Source organism: Parabacteroides acidifaciens (assembly GCF_003363715.1).
Classification (GTDB): domain Bacteria; phylum Bacteroidota; class Bacteroidia; order Bacteroidales; family Tannerellaceae; genus Parabacteroides; species Parabacteroides acidifaciens.
In genome coordinates this window covers 38,699-59,848 of record NZ_QREV01000010.1, presented here as the reverse complement: position 1 = coordinate 59,848, position 21,150 = coordinate 38,699, and the positions used below count along the sequence as shown (strand labels likewise).

Sequence of the window (21,150 nt, the reverse complement as noted above, 5' to 3'; positions counted from 1 at the left end):
CCATGTTGCTTTCTTCGTGTACTACCGGAGTTCGTACGGCGTTAAGTGAAAAAGAACTCTTGGGAAAACAAATCTTTTTCGACGAATCGCTTTCGGAACCGGCGGGACAATCTTGTGGAACCTGCCATGAACCGTCTAAAGGCTTTGCCGATAAATATGGGCGGATCACTTCGGAGGGGGCCGTGCAAGGTTTGTTCAGCAACCGGAATGCCATGACCTGTTCATATGTGGCGTATGTCCCCGCCTTGTATTACGATGACGAGGATGAAACATATGTCGGCGGTTTGTTCTGGGACGGACGTGTGAACTCTTTGGAAGAACAGGCCGGCCAACCTTTTATCAATCCGTTGGAGATGGGTAACAAGGACAGCCGGATGGTTGTCGGGAAGTTTCGCCGTACAGCCTACTATCCTGATTTTGTCCGCCTTTATGGCGAGATAGCGTCTGATGATTCTCTCTTTTCGAAAATATTGGATGCGTTGGCTGCCTACGAGCGTTCGGTGGAAGTCAATCCCTACACTTCGAAATATGATGCCTATCTGGAGGGCAAATGCAAACTTACCAAACAGGAGAAGAAAGGTTTGGCTTTGTTTAAGGAAAAAGGGATGTGTGCCGAATGTCATGTACTGGAGAAAGACGAACGTGCCGGACGTGTTTTGTTTACCGACCATACGTATGATAACTTAGGGATCCCTTCCAATCCGGACAACCCGTTTTTTCATGTTTCGCCTCCTTATAACACGGTAGGGCGGGATACGATGGACCTGGGGTTGGGCGCTTTTCTCGGTGACAGTGCGGAATTTGGCAAGTTTCGTGTACCCACTTTGCGTAATATCGCTTTGACCGCCCCTTATGGGCATAACGGCTATTTTAAGACACTCGAAGAGATTGTCCATTTTTATAACGTACGTGATGTGGAGGACTATCCGGCGCCCGAATATGCCGCGACGGTCAACCGGGAGGAATTGGGCAATCTGGGGCTTAGCCCGGAGGAAGAGGCTGCCATTGTTGCTTTCATGCAGGCGCTGACCGATGGCTATCGTTAGGACTTAATAAATAACTTAATAAATTGAAACCATGAAACTTAAATTCTCTTTTCTGGCTGTTTTTATACTGGTTGTTTTTTCAGTAAAAGGTGCTGTTGTCGATACGTTGGCTGTTTACAGCGATGCGATGAAAAAAAATGTCCAGGTAGTTGTCGTCTCTCCGGATAATAGCCGGTCGCCTAAGCCTGTGATCTACCTGTTGCACGGATATGGCGGGAATGCGAAAACCTGGATCTCCATGAAACCGGAGTTGAAAGATATTGCCGACCGGGACGGACTGATATTTGTCTGCCCCGATGGTAAAAACAGTTGGTATTGGGATAGCCCGAAAGATCCTTCGTATCGTTATGAAACATTCGTTTCCGGGGAACTGGTCAAATATATCGATTCCAAATATCAGACAGTCAAGGACCGTAGCGGCCGTGCCATTACCGGTTTGAGCATGGGCGGACATGGAGCCATGTGGCTGGCTTTCCGCCATAAAGATGTGTTCGGGGCTGTTGGCAGTACCAGTGGAGGTGTCGATATCCGTCCGTTTCCGAACAACTGGGAGATGAGCAAGCAGCTGGGGAATGAGAGCGACAACCAGGATGTCTGGAATAGCCATACGGCAATCAACCAGATTGACCGTATCAAGAATGGCGAATTGGCAATTATCTTTGATTGCGGTTACAGCGATTTCTTCTTTGAAGTGAATAATGACTTTCACAAGAAACTCCTGAAGTATAAGATCGACCATGATTTCCTGGTCCGTCCCGGTGCCCATAACGGTGAGTATTGGAAAAACTCGATCGATTATCAGATCATGTTCTTCAAGAAATTTTTCGACCGGAAATAAGAAATACTTATGTCTTGAAGTCGAAATACTTATGTTTTCACCGACAAATACTTATGTTTTTGAAACCAAACACTTATGTTTTTGAATCGCAACATAAGTGTTTGGTTTTATAGGATGTAACGCTTTTCTTTTGGTCAGCTCAATCCTTCGATCACACCGTCCACGATGTCGATGCGTTTTGCCTGCGGGTCTTTGGGAAGTCCCGGCATACGCATGATCTCACCCATAATCACGACGATCATTTCAGCGCCGTTGTTGATGATGATATCGCGTACTTTCATCTCGAAGTTTTTAGCAACGCCGTAGGCTTTCGGATCGGATGAGAATGAATACTGCGTCTTTGCAATACAAATCGGATAGTGCGAGATTCCCAGGCTTTCGATCTGTTTGATCTTCTTGTCGGCCAATGTGGTGTAAACGACGGATGCAGCCCCGTAGATCTGTTCGGATACCTTCTTGATCTTAGTGCGGACCGGGTCATTGTCTTCATATATATATTGGAGCGGGGCGGATGGTTTCTTCTCAATGGTATCGACAACCAGTCTGGCCAGTTCGGCACCTCCTTCGCCACCTGCTGCAAATACGTTATTCATACAGAAACCTACGCCTATCTCGCGGCAGTGTTCGGCCACCAGATTGATTTCCTCGTCTGTGTCGGATGCATATTTGTTGAAGGTGACGATTACTTCCTGCCCGAAACGCTTCATGTTCTCTACATGCTTGTCCAGGTTTTCAAAACCGTTCTTCAGTCCTTCGACGTTCGGTTCTTTGATCTTGTCTTCCGGTACGCCGCCATGCAGTTTCAGGCTTTGTGCCGTTGCGACGATAACGGTCAGTTTCGGGGCCAGTCCTGCTTTTCTGCATTTGATATCGAAAAATTTTTCTGCTCCCAGGTCTGCACCGAAGCCGGCCTCTGTCACGACATAGTCACCATATGTGAGTGCCATTTTTGTTGCCAGGATCGAATTGCAACCGTGTGCAATGTTAGCGAACGGGCCTCCGTGTACAAATGCTGCAGTATTCTCGGTCGTCTGCACCAGGTTGGGCAGGAGGGCGTCTTTCAGTAAAACAGTGATGGCGCCTGCTACTCCCAGGTCGTTTACGGTAAACGGGTTTCCGTCGTATGCATATCCCAACAGGATATTGCCGACACGGCGTTTCAGGTCTTCGATGTCCGTTGCCAGACAAAGGATCGCCATGATTTCCGAAGCAGGGGTGATGTCGAAGCCTGTCTCTGTCGGGACGCCGTTGGCGGAGCCTCCCAGACCAGAAACGATATTGCGCAGGCTGCGGTCGTTTACGTCCAGTACGCGCTTCCATTTGATCTCTTTCAGGCCCTCGCAGGTGTTGCGGGTCTGGTAGATGTAGTTATCCAGCAGAGCCGTGATCATATTGTGTGCGGAGGTAACCGCGTGAAAGTCTCCTGTGAAGTGGAGGTTGATGTTTTCCATCGGCAGCACTTGCGAGTAACCGCCTCCGGCAGCCCCGCCTTTCATACCGAAGCACGGCCCTAATGAAGGCTCACGAAGGGCGACAACCGCTTTTTTTCCGATCTTGTTCAGTCCCAATGTCAGACCGATCGAGACGGTAGTCTTACCGATACCGGCCTTGGTCGGGGTGATGGCTGTGACCAGGATCAGGTTATGCTCCTTGATTTTCTTATCGTCGATCAGGTGAAGGGGTATTTTGGCTATATACCTGCCGTAATTTTGAACTTCTTCACGTGGGATACCCAGCCCGCTTGCGACTTCCTTTATTTTATGTAGGGAAACCTCTCTTGCAATTTCTATGTCCGATTTCATGCTTGATGTAAGTTTAAGTGAGAAACAAATGTAATTATATTTTTATATAATAACAAAATGAAAGGGAGGATAGTTGTTGAAAGCCAAGTCTTCCGTAAAATAGATGTCAGTTTGATAATTGATAATAAAAGTGGGGATAGATTGTCATTGTGTTATGTATATATGTTATTTTGTTGTTATTTTGTAAACTTGAGTTGGCAGAATATGGGCTTTTGGTTATCTTTTGTCTTAAAGAATTATAAAATCTGGAAAGGTTCATGTTGTATGTGATAAATTGATTACATTTGCAATGTCACGATGATAAAATGAAAGAAACATAGGATTAAATGTGATAAAAAGTAAATAGTGTAACAAATAAGAAAACTACGGTTTATGTAATTTAAGGAGATTTGATTATGGCAACAATGAGATTAAGTTTGATGGAAGTAGCGTTAAGGGAAACAAGTTCATGGATAAAGACTATTGCAGATAGTCTTGGTTTTCAGGCATTTTCTAAGATGAATCCTTCCGGTGGTATGAATAATGTAGGTTGGGATGTGACTAAACAGAAAGAAATCCAGGATCTCCATCATTATGCAGTCCGCGACTTGATCCCAAAGGCAGGTGTCTATCAAATGAAGTTGCTCGAATCATTGGCCCAATCGGCTTCCATCTATTCTCCGGAAGATTTGGAGTCTCTTTACAGTGACACGAATAAAAGGATTGAAAAGATCGGCAGCCATATTTCGGGAGTGCTGGTGAGTGCACGTGAACTCTGCAAGTCCGGCCATCAGAACTGGGAATCCGTTCAATCCCTTCGCTATCACATCATCCAATTGAGCAATCTTTTGGAATCCGAATAGATTCTACTATTTATATGATAAACTACTGTATGATCATCAGTGAGAAATAAGGAAACGGTTTTTCACTGATGATTTTTTTATCGGATGTATAATACTCTTTATCCGTCCCGACGTTCTCGAAGTAGTGAAACCGGGCTTGCGGGTGCTTGCAGATGCATTCATGGACGGCATCCACGCATTGGGACAGTTTCATAATGACGATTACGTAGCCGGCTTTGATCTTTTCCGACAGTTCTTCCGCTGTCAGCATTCCGGGAATGACGATGATCTGTTCTTCTTGTTTGACGATATGCAAGCCGGCAAGGGCTCCGGCTGCGATAAAGGCGGGGATTCCGGCGGTACGCTCCACCTCGATGTCATTAGCCTTGAATTTATCGTATATATATTGGATGGAAGAGTAGAAGCCTGCATCCCCTTCAGCTACAATGACAGTCTTTTTCCCTTCCAGCCGGGCGGATACAGCCTTTTCGTATAGTCTGTCGTAGGCTTTCCAGGCTTCGGTACGGTCCTTGCTCATCGGGAGTGTGAACAGCTGGATTGCCGAATCTTCGATATTGAGTTCCTTTACGATATTGGCTGCGCGTGAGAGGGATTGCCCACTCTTGTTTAAGGTTGCAGGGCAATAGATGACATCGGCCTGTTGGAGCTTTTTCAAACCTTTCAGGGTAATCAGTTCCGGCTCTCCCGGACCGAGTGATACGAAGCAAATGGGATATGGCATATACTCTTGTTGTTTAATGATTATTTTATTTCATACAGATTTCTCCGTCTTTCATGTGAAAGCGGCTGTCGTGTTCCACCAGGAAACGGATGACAGTTATGCTTTTCTCTGCCGGGAAAGGCAGGGATTCCGTTATGGCATTGACCGGGAGCGGTTGTTCCCCGGATAAGCGTTTCAGGAGCTTGTCGCGTATCATGTTGAAGTCCCTGTTGCTTAATCCTGAACTGTTCTTGGAGAGGCAGACATCACAGCATCCGCAGGCTTCCGTGTCCTTCTCTCCAAAGTAAGAGATTAGCAAATGGCTGCGGCAGATGCGTTCTGTTTCGAGGTACTCCACGACTTTGGTGATGCGTTTCCCGGCTCTTTCACGTCGCTTCTCATAGATGGAGGGGGGAATGATAAGGGAGTTTCCCTTTATCCCCGGATGGGTGCGAGTGACTTGTGGAGCTATCTTATGGAGGGCTTCATCCTGCTGTTCGATGTATTCGATATATCCGGATAGTTCCAATAGCTTCAGAGCATGATGGACCTGCAACGGGGGAAGTTGATAGGTTGAACAGAAATCCGCTAACGAGAAGTTATGCGCCAGGTCGTAGCTGTCCAAGGCTTCATATATCTGTTTGATGAGTTTCTTATCGGGGAATTCATCTTCTATCCGCTTTTTCAGTATGAGGCTGTCCGTCTCAGAACAGAGGGCTACGGCATAGGCTTTCTTGTTATCACGTCCGGCGCGTCCTGCTTCCTGGTAGTATTCCTCCAACGAACCGGGCATATCCAGGTGTACGACCAGACGTACATCCGGTTTATCGATCCCCATGCCGAAAGCATTGGTGGCAACCATTACCCTGCATTCGTTGTTCTTCCAGCGGTTTTGCCGTATCTCCTTCTCTTCTCGGCTCAGTCCGGCATGGAAGTAATCGGCGGATATGCCGGCTTGTTGCAGGAGAATGGCAACCTCTTTTGTCTGTTTCCGGTTTCGTACATAGACGATGGCTGTACCCGGGACTTTACTGAGTATATAGACAAGTGTACCCGGTTTGTCTTCCGTGCGGCGTACAATATACGCCAGGTTCGGACGGACAAAGCTTTTCCTGAAAACATTTTTCTCTTTGAAAAGCAACCGTTCCTGTATGTCGTCCACCACTTCCGGAGTCGCCGTTGCTGTAAGCGCTAATACCGGTACACCGGGCAACTGTTTGCGGACATCGGCTATATGAAGGTAGGAGGGACGGAAATCATAGCCCCATTGCGAGATACAATGGCTCTCGTCTACAACCAGCAGGCAGACGTTCATGGCTTGCAGCTTCTCCCGGAATTGTTCCATGGCGAGACGTTCGGGCGAGATGTACAGGAATTTGCAGTTTCCGGAAATGCACCTTTCCAGTTCTGTGGCAATCTCCTGTCGGCTCATGCCTGAGTAGACAGCCGTAGCGTTGATTCCTACCCGGCGTAGATTATCCACCTGGTCGCGCATCAACGCTATCAATGGGGTGATGACGATGCATATCCCTTCCATTATCAGTGCCGGAACCTGGAAGGTAATGGATTTACCACCTCCCGTAGGCATCAGTCCGAGCGTATCTTTTCCTTCGCAGACAGCATGAATGATTTCTTCCTGCAAAGGACGGAAAGCAGGGTATCCCCAGTACTTCCCTAATATCTTATGGTAGACGTCCACCGCATCTCTTCACATATCGTTCTCCTTGATATCCTTCACCATAAGTTGTAGAGAGGTGTTGCCGTTATAGGTGTTCTCTTCGATGGTGTAACAGATATTGAAAGGCTTCATGTTTTTGATATGGGTATTGTGCTGGTGCATACCGAAGGCAATGCCATGTATCGGTGTATTCGATTTGTCATCAATCAGTTCCAGTTTGATATGTTCCAGCTCTTTCCCCACCAGCTTGCTGGTTCCGTAATCCTTTACGCCGAAAGAACAGAACACCGGCTTCTGGTTGTCCGGGCCGAAGGGATTCATTTTCTTCAGCTCGCTCATGAATTTGGGATTGATATCCTGCAAGTCCAATACGGCGTCGACGTCGAGTTGGGGTATCATCTGTTCGGGGATAATCTCGTCGGCAGCCAGCTTGAGGAACCGTTCGGTGAAAGCTTCCAGATTCTCTTCTCGCAGGGAGAGCCCGGCTGCATAAGTATGTCCGCCGAAGTTTTCCAACAAGTCACGGCAGTTCTCGATTGCCTTATAGATATCGAATCCTGTAACCGAGCGTGCGGAGCCCGTGATCAGTTCGGAAGATTTGGTCAGTACGACAGCCGGACGGTAATACTTTTCCGTCAGGCGGGATGCAACGATACCGATCACACCCTTGTGCCAGCCCGGGTTATAGACAATGATCGCCTTCCGGTCTTCCATGTTCTGAAACTCGTCGATGATGGCATTCGCTTCGTCCGTGATCTTTTTGTCCAGTTCGCGTCGTTCTTCGTTGTACTGGTTGATGCTTTCGCTTTTCTCCCTTGCGCTGTCCACATCTTTTGCCAACAAGAGTTCGACAGCTTCCTTTCCGTTCATCATACGTCCGGAGGCATTGATACGCGGTCCGATCTTGAAAACAATGTCGCTGATGGTGATCTCTTTTCCGGACAGACCGCAGATGTCGATGATTCCCTTCAGTCCGAGGCTCGGGTTACTGTTGAGTTGCTTCAGACCGTAATAGGCCAGTATGCGGTTCTCCCCTGTGATGGGAACGATGTCCGATGCAATGCTGACTGCCGTCAGTTCCAGCAGCTTCTCCAGGTCGGCAAACGGGAAGTTATTGCTCTTGGCAAACGCTTGCATGAACTTGAAACCAACTCCGCATCCCGACAGATGTTCATACGGGTAGATCGAATCCACCCGCTTGGCATCCAACACCGCCACAGCATCCGGCAATGTATCGTCCGGCATATGGTGGTCACAGATAATAAAGTCGATACCCAATTCCTTGGCATACTCGATCTTCTCAATCGCTTTGATGCCGCAGTCAAGCGAGATGATGAGCGTAATCCCATTCTCCTTGGCATAATTGATCCCCTTGTACGAGATCCCGTACCCTTCGTCATACCGATCCGGGATATAGTAATCCAATGATGACGAATAGGGGCGTAAAAACTTGTAGACCAGAGAAACAGCGGTCGTGCCGTCTACATCATAGTCACCGTAAACCAAAATCTTTTCTTTATTGCCCAGAGCCTTGTTCAGACGCTTGACAGCCTTTTCCATATCCGGCATAAGGAATGGATCGTGCAGGTCGCTCAAGCTGGGTTTAAAGAATTTCTTCACCTCTTCAACAGTGGTCAGTCCTCGTTGAACGAGCAAAAGACATACGACCGGACTGAGGCCCAGTTCGGTTGCCAGCTTGTCTCTTTTATGTAACTCTTCTTCTGTTGGGGTTTGAAAGTTCCATTTTGTAATCATTATATATTGTTTTTTTCTTTTTTATCGTCCCAGATATATTGGATATAGAAGCTGATAGCAACAAAATCTCCAATATATTTCAATCCGTAAAGTTAGACAATATAAATGGATATTTCTGTTCAGGCGCATACATTTTTATTAAAATACATTTTCTCTACTTTTTATAATAAAGTCCGCGAATGATTTGTACATTTGTGACATTATTTAAAAAACAATGACAGACGATATTCAAAAAGCCTGTGAAATCATGCAGGCAGGAGGGATAATACTCTATCCCACAGATACTATTTGGGGGATTGGTTGTGATGCAACCAACGAGAAAGCCGTGCAAAGAGTGTACGAGCTGAAGAGAAGAATTGACAATAAGGCTATGTTGGTCCTGACTGACAGTACGGCGAAACTGAGCATGTACGTGTCGGAAATTCCCGATATAGCCTGGGACCTGATCGAGGTAGCCGACAAACCGTTGACGGTTATTTATCCGCATGCGAAGAATATTGCCGGTAACCTGTTGGGCGAAGACGGCAGCGTCGGGATCCGGATCACGAACGAAGAGTTCTCACGTAAGCTGTGCGAACGTTTCCGGAGGCCGTTGGTTTCCACATCTGCAAATGTAAGCGGAGAACCTTCTCCGACTAATTTTAGTGAAGTGTCGGATGTGATTAAGAACGGTGTCGATTATATAGTGAAGTATCGCCAGGATGATATGAGTAAGGCAAAACCTTCCAATATCATTAAATTAGGAGATGGTGGCGTTATTCAGGTAATCAGATAAAAATGAAGAAGAGCAAGCAGGCAGGGAAATATATATTATCGGATTATCTATCGGCTTCCGTTGCATGGTTGTTGTTCAATATCCTTCGTTACGAGGTGTTTGCCATCGACGAAGGGGCAAGCAGTCTGCTCGACTATCTGCAATATCCGGGTGTGCTTACCGGTCAGGCAATCATCCCTTTTTTCTGGCTGGTTCTTTATTATTTCTCCGGGTATTATAATAAACCGTTTGGAAAATCCCGTCTGACCGAATTGTTTTCGACGTTTATCACGGTGTTGATCGGTACGCTTGTCGTATTCTTTGCCCTGATGCTCGACGATATACCCCATTCGTTCAAGATATATTACAAGCTGTTTTTCGGCCTGTTCGGCTTACAGTTTATCGTGACTTATATCCCGCGCCTGCTGATCACGCAGGACGGTGTCCGTAAGATCAAGAGCCGGAAATGGGCGATGAACGTACTTGTGGTCGGCGCCGGAGGTAAGGCTGTCCGTATCGCCCGTGACCTGTACCGCCTGGGATATAATATTTACGGTTTCGTATCGGAGAACGGGAATATCCCTGTCAAGGCCGACCGTGCCCATGTCTTAGGGACGGTGGAGGATATCCCGGCCCTGATGGATACAGGGAATGTCGACGAGTTCGTCCTGGCTGTCGAGTCGAAAAGCAATAAGGAGCTGTTGGGCATCCTTTATTCGCTCTACCGTTATAAACGTCCGATAAAGGTGTTGGCAGACCGCTTCAATATGTTGTCCAAGATCCAGATCCGGACCATTCGGGGAATTCCCCTGGTCGATGTGACGGACAATAATTTCTCGCCTGCCGCACAGAATATTAAGCTTTTTCTGGATAAAGTTTGTTCTGTTGCCGCATTGGTACTCCTTTCCCCGTTATTCGCCTATATCGCTTGGCGGGTGAAGAAAGACTCTCCGGGTCCCATCTTCTTCCGTCAGGAACGGATCGGCTATCTCGGCGAGCCGTTTATGATGTATAAGTTCCGGACCATGTATGTGAATGCAGAGGAAAACGGACCGTTGCTCGCCTCGGAAGACGATTGCCGCATTACGCCGTTCGGGCGGATCATGCGGAAGTATCGGTTGGATGAGCTGCCCCAGTTCTGGAATGTGCTGAAAGGGGATATGTCGCTCGTCGGGCCCCGTCCCGAACGAAAATATTTTATTGACGAAATTGTGAAGAAGGCTCCTTATTATTACCTGCTGCACAACGTCCGTCCGGGTATCACCTCGTTAGGGATGGTGAAGTATGGCTATGCCGAGAATGTGGATAAAATGATAGAGCGTATGGAATACGATATATTATATTACGAAAATATGTCACTGACACTGGATCTGACAATTCTGATCTATACAGTTAAAACAGTAATTACAGGTAAAGGTATTTAAGATGGTAAACGAAGGATTATTCTATCGGTTCCTGCTATGGCGGGACAAGCATATAAAAGAGAAAAATTTTATCTTGATCGTCAGTCTTTTGGTCGGGATTTGCACGGCAGCTGCTGCTATTATCCTGAAATGGATCATTCATCATATCCAACATATGTTGACCGGAAACTTTAACCAGGACGGGGCTAACTACCTCTACCTGCTCTATCCGGTGATTGGTATCCTGCTTGCCGGTTTGTTCGTCAAGTATATCGTGCGGGACGACATCAGCCACGGGGTGACGAAAATCCTGTATGCCATTTCCCAGCGTAAGAGCCGTATCAAACCCCATAACACCTGGACCTCTATTGTGGCCAGTTCCGTCACCATCGGTTTTGGTGGATCGGTCGGGGCGGAGGCGCCTATCGTGCTGACGGGAGCGGCGATCGGTTCCAATCTGGGACGCCTGTTCAGGATGGAGCAAAAGACGTTGATGCTGCTTGTCGGCTGTGGGGCGGCAGGCGCCATTTCCGGTATCTTTAAGGCTCCGATAACCGGAGTGGTCTTCGTGGTGGAAGTGCTGTTGCTCGACCTGACGATGACGTCGGTATTGCCTCTGCTTATCACTTCAGTGACAGCTGCGACTGTCTCCTATATCTTTACAGGGACGGAAGCGATGTTCCCCTTCTCGCAGACCGAAGTGTTTGTGATCGAACGCATACCCTACGTCCTTCTGCTCGGCGTGTTCTGTGGCCTGGTATCCCTCTATTTTACGAAGGTGATGAACAGGGTGGAGGGAATGTACCGGAAACTCGGTAAGTATTGGAAGAAATTTCTCGTCGGAGGCATCATGCTGAGCGTATTGATTTTCGTATTCCCCCCGCTTTACGGTGAAGGTTACGATACGATCTCGTCCCTGCTCAACGGCCAGTTCTCCCATATCATGGACAAGAGTATGTTCTACGGTCTGAACGATACTTACTGGGGCTTGCAACTCTTCCTGACGCTGATCCTGCTCTTCAAAGTCTTTGCTTCGAGTGCGACGAACGCCGGAGGCGGATGCGGTGGTATTTTTGCTCCCAGCTTGTATTTGGGTTGTATTGCCGGTTTTGTGTTTGCCCATGCGTCCAACTTTTTCCCCTTTACGATGTACCTCTCGGAGAAGAATTTCGCCCTCTTGGGGATGGCAGGCATCATGTCCGGTGTCATGCATGCACCGCTGACGGGTGTCTTCCTTATTGCCGAGCTGACAGGCGGCTACGAGCTTTTCCTTCCGCTGATGATTGTCTCGGTCAGCTCCTATATCACGATCAAGATGTTCCTGCCCCACAGCATCTACTCGATGCGTCTGGCCCAGAAAGGCGAGTTGCTGACCCACCATAAGGACCGTGCCGTCCTGACACTCCTCAATACAGACAGTGTGATCGAACGCGATTTCCTCACCGTCTCTCCCGAAATGTCGTTAGGCGATATGGTGAAGGTGATAGCCAAGAGCGGACGAAACACCTTCCCGGTCATTGACGAGCGGGGAATCCTGTTGGGGCTCGTCCTGCTGGACAATATCCGGAATATTATGTTCCGTCCGGAGTTATATAACCGGTTCCATGTCTCCAAGTTCATGGTGTCGGCTCCCGCCAAGATACAGGTTGGGACGCCAATGGAGCAGATTATGCGTATCTTTGACGATACGAAAGCCTGGAACCTCCCTGTAGTGGACGAGGAAGGACGATACATAGGCTTTATGTCCAAGTCGAAAATATTTAACTCATACCGCGAAGTGCTGGTAGAAAACTTTTCAGGAGATTAAGAAAATGAAGAAAGAAGATTTGCGAATCGTATATATGGGCACTCCCGACTTTGCCGTGGAGAGCCTGCGTGCCTTGGTTGAAGGCGGATATAATGTAGTAGGCGTGATCACGATGCCGGACAAACCCGTAGGCCGTCATGGTAGTGTCTTGCAGGCAAGCCCCGTCAAGCAATATGCCGTCTCGAAAGGTCTGCCTGTGCTCCAGCCGGTGAAGCTCAAAGACGAAGCTTTCCTCTCCGAACTCCGTGCGTTGGAGGCTGACTTGCAGATTGTCGTGGCCTTCCGTATGCTGCCGGAGGTGGTCTGGAACATGCCGCGTCTGGGGACGTTTAACCTCCATGCCTCTCTCTTGCCTCAGTACCGGGGAGCAGCCCCGATCAACTGGGCGGTCATCAACGGAGATACGGAAACCGGCGTGACGACCTTCTTCCTGACACATGAGATCGACACCGGCAAGATCATCCGCCAGAAACACCTCCCTATAGCCGATACGGACGATGTCGGCACTGTGCACGACTCTCTGATGACGATGGGTGCCGGCCTGGTGTTGGAGACAGTCGACCTGCTGTTGGAAGGCAAGACAGACGCCATACCCCAGGAAGAGTTCTATCAAGACTCAGTCGAACTCCGTCCCGCCCCGAAGATATTTAAAGAAACCTGCCGTATCGACTGGCACCAGCCCTTGAAAAAGATATACGATTTCATCCGTGGCTTGTCACCTTATCCCGCCGCCTGGACGGAGATCATCTCTCCCGAAGGCGTCCCGACCGTTTTGAAGGTCTACCAGGCGGAAAAACATCCCGCCACCCATAACCTTCCCGTCGGCACCATCTGCACAGACAAGAAAAGCTATGTCGACATCGCCGTAGAAGGCGGCTACCTCCGTCTGCTCTCCCTCCAGCTCGCCGGAAAGAAACGCCTGTCTATTACGGAGTTTTTGAATGGGTTTAAGCAGATTGGGGAATATACGGTAAAATAGATTACTGTTTTTATTCTTCTTTGATTTTGCGCAGTATTATTCTCTCCTTATATTAATAATGTATATATATCTACAAGAGTTTTTGTTTCTGGTTATTCTTTAACTGGGAACAAAAATTCTTTGTGCTTTACTCTCTTACCTGGATTTTCTTTACACACCCCTGAAAATAGACTTTTTGAGATTATCATTTAGTTTTCAATATGAAAAGAATGGTAACAAAAAGAAAGTTTATACGTGGTTTTGTGGAAATAAATAACTCTACTCCGCTATTGGATGGTTAAAAATGAACATTTAAAAAATGACTAAAAAAAACGTTCCTTTTTTTTAGTCATTGCAAAAGTAGATATTTAATTTAGAACAACCAAAATAAAATAATAATATATTACTTGTAGATCAACGAATAAAGAAATATAAGGTCTAACGCAATTTTTTTGGATATATCAACTAAAAAATGACTAAAAAAAAGGAACGTTTTTTTTAGTCATTTTAGTTAGTACACCCTTTGTGACTGACGAACTTTGTCATGTTCACTTAATACTTAATAGATATGTCTTATTTGCTGATACTGTTGTGTTTATCTGTTTCGATAGCACTATCCTTTATCATAATTCCTCGCATTTTGGTGATATCCTACCGAAAGAAATTATTCGACATCCCGGACGAAAGAAAGGTCCATAATCAGGCAATTCCCCGTTTAGGCGGTTTTTCCTTCCTTCCGACGATTTTGTTTTCCCTCTTCTTTTCTATTGGTATTAGGTACTTGGTTGGTTTACAATTACCTGTGAAATCATTGGGCTTTATAGTGCCTGAATTCTTTTTTCTTATATGTGGGCTAATTCTATTATATTTAGCAGGAATAAAAGATGATTTAATAGGGCTTCGCTACCGGTCTAAATTTGTGATACAGATCGTAGCTGTCAGTATGTTACCTCTATCCGGCTTGTGGATTAACAATTTGTACGGCTTGTTGGGTATCCACGAGTTATCACCCTGGCTCGGTATCCCGTTTACCATTCTGGCTACAGTCTTTATTATTAATGCGATTAATCTGATCGACGGTCTGGACGGCCTGGCTTCCGGTATAAGTGGAATCTCCCTGATAATAATGGGCAGCCTTTTCTTTTATCACGATATGTTGATTTATGCCATGTTGGTCTTTACCGTGTTAGGAACTCTGATTCCTTTCTTTTATTATAATGTATTCGGACGGGCCGAACACTGTAGAAAGATCTTTATGGGAGATACCGGCAGTCTGACCTTAGGCTATCTGTTGGCCTTTTTGATCATCCGCTATTCTTCCTGTCATCCGGAACTGATGCCCTGCTCCGGGAAAACTTTTACGGTTGCTTTTACAACATTGCTGATCCCCATATTTGATGTGTTCCGGGTGATGCTGCTGCGTACCCGCCTGCATAAACCTCTTTTTATAGCAGATAAGAATCACATTCATCATAAACTGTTGTCGATCGATTTCTCTCCCCGCCGCTCGATGTTGACTATTCTTTTTATGTCTGGCGCTTTTTGTGTCTTAAATATGACGTTGGTCTCCTATATCAATTGTAATGTATTGCTCCTGGTCGATATCGTTCTCTATACCGGTATAAACCTATGGATCGATAAGGTACGGGATGCCCATCCGTCATCAGTGTTGAGTTTAAATAAAAAAATATGAATATAGCGATTGTAGGAACCGGCTATGTCGGTTTGGTGACAGGTACATGCTTCTCTGAAATGGGAGTCGATGTCACTTGCGTAGATATTAATGAAGCTAAAATAAAAGCTTTACAAGCAGGCGTTATGCCGATTTATGAGCCCGGTTTGGAAAGCCTGGTGCAAAAGAATGTACAGGCCGGCCGTTTGCATTTTACAACAGACTTGGTTTCTTGCCTGGATAAGGTTTCGGTTGTCTTTAGTGCCGTCGGGACTCCTCCGGACGAAGATGGCAGTGCCGATTTGAAATATGTATTGGAAGTAGCCCGTACGGTAGGACGCCATATGAACCGGTATATCGTGTTGGTCACCAAAAGCACGGTTCCGGTAGGAACTGCCGGAAAAGTCAAAGCCGCTATCTGCGAAGAATTGGATAAACGGGGCGTGCAAATCCCTTTCGATGTCGCTTCCAATCCTGAATTTCTGAAAGAAGGAGCTGCCGTCAAAGACTTTCTGGCTCCGGATCGTGTCGTGGTCGGTGTGGAGAGTGAAGAAGCCCGTAAGCTTCTGGAACGTCTCTACCGTCCTTTCCTGCTGAATGGCTATCCCATTATATTTATGGATATCCGGTCTGCCGAGATGACAAAATATGCCGCTAATGCCATGCTTGCCACCCGTATCAGTTTCATGAATGATATTGCCAACCTCTGTGAGATCGTCGGTGCCGACGTTGAGTCTGTCCGTAAGGGGATGGGATCGGACAGTCGTATCGGTAACCGTTTCCTGTATGCCGGTTGCGGCTATGGAGGCAGTTGTTTCCCGAAAGATGTGAAAGCGCTTATCCACACCGGAAAAGAGAACGGCTACAATATGCGCGTGATAGAAGCGGTAGAGGAAGTGAATGAAAATCAGAAAAGCATAGTCTTCGATAAGATAAATAAACTGTTCGGTGGAGAACTGAAAGGTAAGATCATCACCTTGTGGGGCCTTTCCTTCAAACCCGAAACCGACGATATGCGTGAAGCTCCGGCCCTGGTCATTATCGACAAACTATTGAAAGCCGGTGCAATCGTCAAAGTCTACGATCCTGTGGCGATGGACGAATGTAAGCGTCGGATCGGTTCGGTAGTCGAATATTGCAAGGATATGTACGAGGCTGTGATCGATGCAGACGCCCTGTTGCTGATCACCGAATGGAAACAATTCCGCCTGCCCAGTTGGAAATGTATCAAACGCCTGATGCGTGGAAATGTGATTGTCGACGGTCGTAACATATATGATGCGAAAGAGTTGGAAGAAGAATATTTTGTTTACTCACGAATAGGGAAAAAATGAAACGGATTTTAGTAACGGGAGGCGCCGGCTTTATCGGTTCCCATCTCTGTGCGCGTCTTGTCAGAGAAGGCAATGATGTGATTTGTCTGGATAACTATTTTACCGGTAGCAAGGATAATATCCGGCAGCTGCTGGACTGTCATAACTTCGAGCTGGTCCGTCACGACGTGACCACTCCCTATTATGCCGAGGTCGACGAAGTCTACAACCTGGCCTGTCCCGCGTCCCCTCCCCATTACCAATATAACCCCATCAAGACGATGAAGACATCCATCTACGGAGCGATGAACATGTTAGGGTTGGCGAAACGTACGAATGCGAAGATCCTCCAAGCATCCACCAGTGAAGTCTATGGCGACCCCGCTGTCCATCCGCAGGTAGAGAGCTATTGGGGACATGTCAATCCGATCGGTATTCGTAGCTGCTACGACGAAGGCAAACGCTCTGCCGAGACGCTCTTCATGGACTACCACCGTCAGAATGGCGTACGGATTAAAATCATCCGCATCTTCAACACCTACGGTCCGAATATGAACCCGAACGACGGCCGTGTCGTCTCCAACTTCATCATGCAGGCCTTACGAGGCGAAGATCTTACGATTTACGGCGACGGCCTTCAAACCCGTAGCTTCCAATATGTGGATGACCTGGTTGAAGGCATGGTCCGTATGATGGCTACAGTCGACGACTTCATCGGCCCGGTCAATATCGGTAACCCCGGCGAGTTCACAATGCTGGAACTGGCTGAAAAGATAATCGAGCTCACCGGTTCCAATTCCAAAATCGTACATTGCCCGTTACCGGGCGATGATCCGAAACAGCGTAAACCGGATATTTCTTTGGCAAAAGAAATGCTTAATGGTTGGGAACCGAAGGTGAAGCTGGAAGAGGGGTTGAAGATGACGATTGAGTATTTTAAGGACTTAGAATAATAATGTCTCAGACAATAAAGGTCAGTCGACAAGATATTATTTGGGGCTATTTTGCTCAGTTCTTTTCTATTGCATCCGGGATTATTATATTGCCAATGGTATTAAGAATGCTTTCTGCTGAAGAGGTCGGTATGAACTATTTGATGCTTTCGGTGGGACAGTTGGTTACTTTGGTTGACTTTGGTTTTTCTCCCCAATTCGGACGGAATGTAACGTATGTCTATAGTGGTGCACAACGATTGTTGAAGAATGGAATAGAAACACTGGACAGTTTTGTAAAGGTTGAAATAAATTATTCTCTTTTAGCCGCACTGATCCAGACAGCCCGTTGGATATACCGTTTGATGGGAGGTGTTGTCTTATTACTTATGCTAACAGCCGGCACTGGATATGTTTATCAAGTGACAGCCGGTTTCAGTAATCTCCCGAACAGTCTTCTTATTTGGTTGATCTATTCAGCAGGTGTGTTCTTTCAAATTTATTACTCCTACTATAGCGCATTATTGACTGGTTCAGGTAAAATCAAAGAAAGTAAGAAGGCGATGGTCTATTCCAATGTCTTGAAGATTGTGCTTACTTATGTTTTGTTATATGCCGGATATGGTTTGTTAGGGGTGGTGATAGCTAATTTTATTTATCCATTCTTGACCCGATACTTGTCATATCGCTACTATTTTACAGCAGGACTAAGACAAACTTTATCGTCTTATAAAGTATCAGTCACAGAAAAGATAGCGTTATTTAAGACCCTGTGGCATAACTCGAAAAAACTTGGGATAACCACATTATCCGGGTATTTAACCTATGGTGCATCTACTTTACTGGCCGGTATTTACCTGTCCTTGGAAGAAGTTGCTTCGTATGGCTTGATGATACAGTTGATCGGTTTGATCGGGGGAATTTCCGGTATCATGTTCACGATCTATCAACCTCGCTTTGCTTCCCTTCGTGTATCGGATAACAAAACACTGTTTAGAAAAGAAGTCGCTTATACAATGACTATATTCTATTCCTTTTTTGTGGTAGGAACGATATTACTCATAACAGTTGCTCCCTATGCTATTCGGTTTATAGGTTCAAATACGACTTTACCAAGTGCCTTTATTCTGTTAGCCTGTGCCGGCTTCAGGTTGCTGGATCATAATTTTTGGAATTTATGTCAGACTGTGATAGCAGGAAACGATTTTCCCTTCCTTAAAAGTTGCTTATTTACGGGATTAGGAATAACTGCCGGATGCTATATCTCTTTGTCATGGCTTCATTTGGGCCTATGGGGTATTGTTTTGTCTACCGGATTAGCACAGTCGGCTTATAATAACTGGTACTGGCCTCGTGTTATATTAAAACAAATGAATATAGGAAGCCTTTCTTTTTTGAAAGAAGGCTATCGCGAAGCATTGCTTCGTCTTCATATATAAAGAATAAATCCAATCATGTATAAAGTAACTTTATCAATGCCCATTTACAATGTGGCGCCTTATGTGGAACGCGCTTTGCTTTCTGCTCTGAATCAAACTTTTGATAGTATCGAATTTCTGATTGTGGATGATCGGGGTACGGATGATAGCATGGATATTGTCCGTAAAATCGTAGCCGAGCATCCACGAGGAAAAGAAGTACGGATCATTGAGCATCCTCATAATATAGGAACGGGGGCAACTAAAAATACAGCTATAGATAATGCAAAAGGAGAGTATTTGTTCTTTATGGATAGTGATGATGAAATAACGCCAGATTGTATAGAGGTGTTGTATAAGGCGATGATGAAGGAACCAGTGGATTTTGTGGCTGGATCCTATGATAAGGTCGATTTAGACGGGAAACTGATAAAAGGAGGATGTTACTATAAGGATATATTACTTAAAGGTAAATATGTAATTCCGGAGAGTGTGTATAGTAGAAAGATAATGATATCAGGGATTACATGGAATAAACTTTATTCAATTGCTTTTTTGAAAAAAAACAATATACGTTGTTTCCCACATCATATTAATGAAGATGGTATATTTACTCCATTCGTTTTTTATTATGCAAGTTCTTGTTCTTTATTGTCTAATATAACATTAACATATTATCAACGAGAAAATTCAACAGAATATAATCGATTTCGGAATTTTTCTCTAAGGAATGCCAAAGAATATACGGAAATGGTTGACGCTTGGAAAGAAATATTGTCTTTCTATGTGAATACTTCCATATATGGAAAATATCTTGCATTTATGGTAGAATCAATTAGTCGTACTTATTTATTGTTATATCAGTCTAATAGTATCTCTAAAGATGAAAAAACAAGCTATTATAAAAACTGGACTAAGTTTGATATTAGTCTATGGAAAATGTTTCAAACGATACCATTTAATTTAAAAGGATATATTTATATTTTAATCATGAAGTTTCCTGTATTTGTAAGAACTTTTTTGATCTATAGAAGTGTATTGTTTAAAAATAGATAGAATAAATTTGAAAAAATATATTGTTCGTATAGCTTTGTTTATTGCTTTTTTTGCTCCTAATGTAAATATGTATGCTTTTGCGCTACAAGGAGTGATGCCATTTGTGTTATATTGGTGTCAAAATCGACATCCATTAAAACTGAAAAAATGGTCAGTTGCAGTAATAACTACTATATTTGTTAGTTTTATTGTTTATTGTTTTTCGTTTGGAAACATGCTTGACTTTAAATCAGTTGCTATGTCTATGCAATTAATCAGTCTTTTTCTGTTGTTCCCATTTTGTAAATATGATGATACGATAAATAATAATTTTATCTATTTATGTACGTTTTTATTAGTGGGGTCACAAATGGCATTGGTTTTTGATATTGGTTTTGTTAAAGATTTTATTGATACGTATTATCCATTAGATACAGACAATGCAGCATATGTAATAAGTAATGTTTCAAAGGCAGACAATTTATTATTGGCTGCTAATAGTAGGTATTATGGGATTTTTAGAAATCCGAATGCTTATTCTTCTATGGTGATTTTCCTGTTTGCTATCTATCTAATACAAAATCAAAGTGCTAAAATATTGCATAAGTTGCTATTTTATATATTAATAGGCCTGTCTGTCTTTTTAACAGGAAGTCGAACCGGAATGGTCGTTTATTTTTCACTCTTGCTATTTGATATTAGTTATGATAAACAAAGAGCAGGTATATATATGAAGGATATAATAAAAGTAATACTGCTATTATTGATTTTAGGAGGTTTCTATTTTTATGTTATGGAAAGTGTTGGTGAAGTGCGTAGTTTGAGTATAGATATAGATGATGAGAGTTTAGGAGGACGATTGGCTGGATTCGATTTTTTGTGGATGACAGATGTTTCTGTGATACATTATCTGTTTGGACATTTTTCAATGAATATTATTGAATCTTATTATCATTATTGGGGTATGGATGGTGATTTAGGAAATTTGTTGTTTTTATATGGAGGTATGATGGTAGTTTCATTGTCGTATTTCTATTACTGGATGTTAAAAAAACGAACATTTTCCTATTACATATTATTGATATTTCTATTGTTTTCTATTTCTGGAATTATTTTCACAGGAGTTAAAACTGCTTATTTGTATATGCTTCTTGTTTCATATTATAATGAAATAAACGTGATTAAAAAATGAATATA

General features: G+C 44.8%; 17 protein-coding genes. 13 read left to right on the top strand and 4 right to left on the bottom strand.

All coding sequences use genetic code 11. The features are described from left to right. Positions 1-2 precede the first annotated feature (2 nt). Both DWU89_RS06370 and DWU89_RS06365 read left to right on the top strand, forming a co-directional pair. Positions 3-1,046, top strand: a complete 1,044-nt coding sequence (locus DWU89_RS06370) for a cytochrome-c peroxidase (protein ID WP_244205868.1) — start codon at positions 3-5, stop codon at positions 1,044-1,046. Positions 1,047-1,077: 31 nt separating this feature from the next. Further along, positions 1,078-1,884 carry an alpha/beta hydrolase gene (locus tag DWU89_RS06365; RefSeq protein WP_115498801.1) on the top strand — a complete coding sequence of 269 codons (807 nt, stop codon included), beginning with the start codon at positions 1,078-1,080 and terminating at the stop codon, positions 1,882-1,884. Positions 1,885-2,018: 134 nt separating this feature from the next. Here DWU89_RS06365 and DWU89_RS06360 read toward each other — a convergent pair whose 3' ends face one another. Continuing rightward, positions 2,019-3,686: a formate--tetrahydrofolate ligase gene (locus DWU89_RS06360; protein ID WP_115498800.1), complete on the bottom strand. Its 1,668-nt coding sequence runs from the start codon at positions 3,684-3,686 to the stop codon at positions 2,019-2,021. A gap of 395 nt (positions 3,687-4,081) precedes the next feature. On the opposite strand from DWU89_RS06360, the gene DWU89_RS06355 reads away from it, so the two are divergent. Further along, positions 4,082-4,528 (top strand): hypothetical protein, encoded by a 447-nt coding sequence (locus DWU89_RS06355; RefSeq protein WP_115498799.1) that lies wholly within the window; start codon positions 4,082-4,084, stop codon positions 4,526-4,528. Positions 4,529-4,550: 22 nt separating this feature from the next. On the opposite strand, the gene DWU89_RS06350 is transcribed toward DWU89_RS06355, so the two are convergent. Genes DWU89_RS06350 through recJ form a run of 3 tightly spaced genes read right to left on the bottom strand, consistent with a single transcriptional unit; the run spans position 4,551 to position 8,661 of the window. Continuing rightward, positions 4,551-5,249: a precorrin-2 C(20)-methyltransferase gene (locus DWU89_RS06350; RefSeq protein ID WP_115498798.1), complete on the bottom strand. Its 699-nt coding sequence runs from the start codon at positions 5,247-5,249 to the stop codon at positions 4,551-4,553. A 25-nt stretch (positions 5,250-5,274) separates the two neighbouring features. Next, positions 5,275-6,927 (bottom strand): RecQ family ATP-dependent DNA helicase, encoded by a 1,653-nt coding sequence (locus DWU89_RS06345; protein ID WP_115498797.1) that lies wholly within the window; start codon positions 6,925-6,927, stop codon positions 5,275-5,277. 9 nt (positions 6,928-6,936) lie between these two features. Beyond that, positions 6,937-8,661 carry a single-stranded-DNA-specific exonuclease RecJ gene (gene recJ, locus DWU89_RS06340; protein WP_115498796.1) on the bottom strand — a complete coding sequence of 575 codons (1,725 nt, stop codon included), beginning with the start codon at positions 8,659-8,661 and terminating at the stop codon, positions 6,937-6,939. 214 nt (positions 8,662-8,875) lie between these two features. Between recJ and DWU89_RS06335 the strand changes: the two genes are divergently transcribed. The 10 genes from DWU89_RS06335 to DWU89_RS06290 all read left to right on the top strand — a co-directional run bounded on the left by DWU89_RS06335 (position 8,876) and on the right by DWU89_RS06290 (position 21,145). Then, the gene (locus DWU89_RS06335; RefSeq protein WP_115498795.1) at positions 8,876-9,436 is read left to right on the top strand and encodes an L-threonylcarbamoyladenylate synthase; all 561 of its coding nucleotides are present in this window, start codon (positions 8,876-8,878) and stop codon (positions 9,434-9,436) included. Between the two features lie 2 nt (positions 9,437-9,438). Beyond that, positions 9,439-10,839 (top strand): sugar transferase, encoded by a 1,401-nt coding sequence (locus DWU89_RS06330; protein ID WP_115498794.1) that lies wholly within the window; start codon positions 9,439-9,441, stop codon positions 10,837-10,839. Between the two features lies 1 nt (position 10,840). Continuing rightward, a complete protein-coding gene (locus DWU89_RS06325; RefSeq protein ID WP_115498793.1) occupies positions 10,841-12,625 on the top strand; it encodes a chloride channel protein in 1,785 nt (594 codons plus the stop codon). A gap of 4 nt (positions 12,626-12,629) precedes the next feature. After that, positions 12,630-13,604, top strand: a complete 975-nt coding sequence (fmt, locus tag DWU89_RS06320) for a methionyl-tRNA formyltransferase (RefSeq protein WP_115498792.1) — start codon at positions 12,630-12,632, stop codon at positions 13,602-13,604. A gap of 547 nt (positions 13,605-14,151) precedes the next feature. Beyond that, complete coding sequence (locus DWU89_RS06315; protein ID WP_115498791.1) at positions 14,152-15,276, top strand: MraY family glycosyltransferase; 1,125 nt, start codon at positions 14,152-14,154, stop codon at positions 15,274-15,276. After that, the gene (locus tag DWU89_RS06310) at positions 15,273-16,589 is read left to right on the top strand and encodes a UDP-glucose dehydrogenase family protein (RefSeq protein WP_115498790.1); all 1,317 of its coding nucleotides are present in this window, start codon (positions 15,273-15,275) and stop codon (positions 16,587-16,589) included. The genes DWU89_RS06315 and DWU89_RS06310 overlap by 4 nt, the downstream gene beginning before the upstream one ends. Continuing rightward, entirely contained in the window at positions 16,586-17,521 is a 936-nt protein-coding gene (locus DWU89_RS06305; protein ID WP_115498789.1) for a UDP-glucuronic acid decarboxylase family protein, read from the top strand. The genes DWU89_RS06310 and DWU89_RS06305 overlap by 4 nt, the downstream gene beginning before the upstream one ends. Positions 17,522-17,523: 2 nt before the next feature. Next, positions 17,524-18,939 (top strand): O-unit flippase-like protein, encoded by a 1,416-nt coding sequence (gene wzx / locus DWU89_RS06300; protein ID WP_115498788.1) that lies wholly within the window; start codon positions 17,524-17,526, stop codon positions 18,937-18,939. A gap of 15 nt (positions 18,940-18,954) precedes the next feature. Beyond that, positions 18,955-19,974: a glycosyltransferase family 2 protein gene (locus DWU89_RS06295; protein WP_115498787.1), complete on the top strand. Its 1,020-nt coding sequence runs from the start codon at positions 18,955-18,957 to the stop codon at positions 19,972-19,974. Between the two features lie 7 nt (positions 19,975-19,981). Beyond that, entirely contained in the window at positions 19,982-21,145 is a 1,164-nt protein-coding gene (locus DWU89_RS06290; protein ID WP_115498786.1) for a hypothetical protein, read from the top strand. Positions 21,146-21,150: the final 5 nt, after the last annotated feature.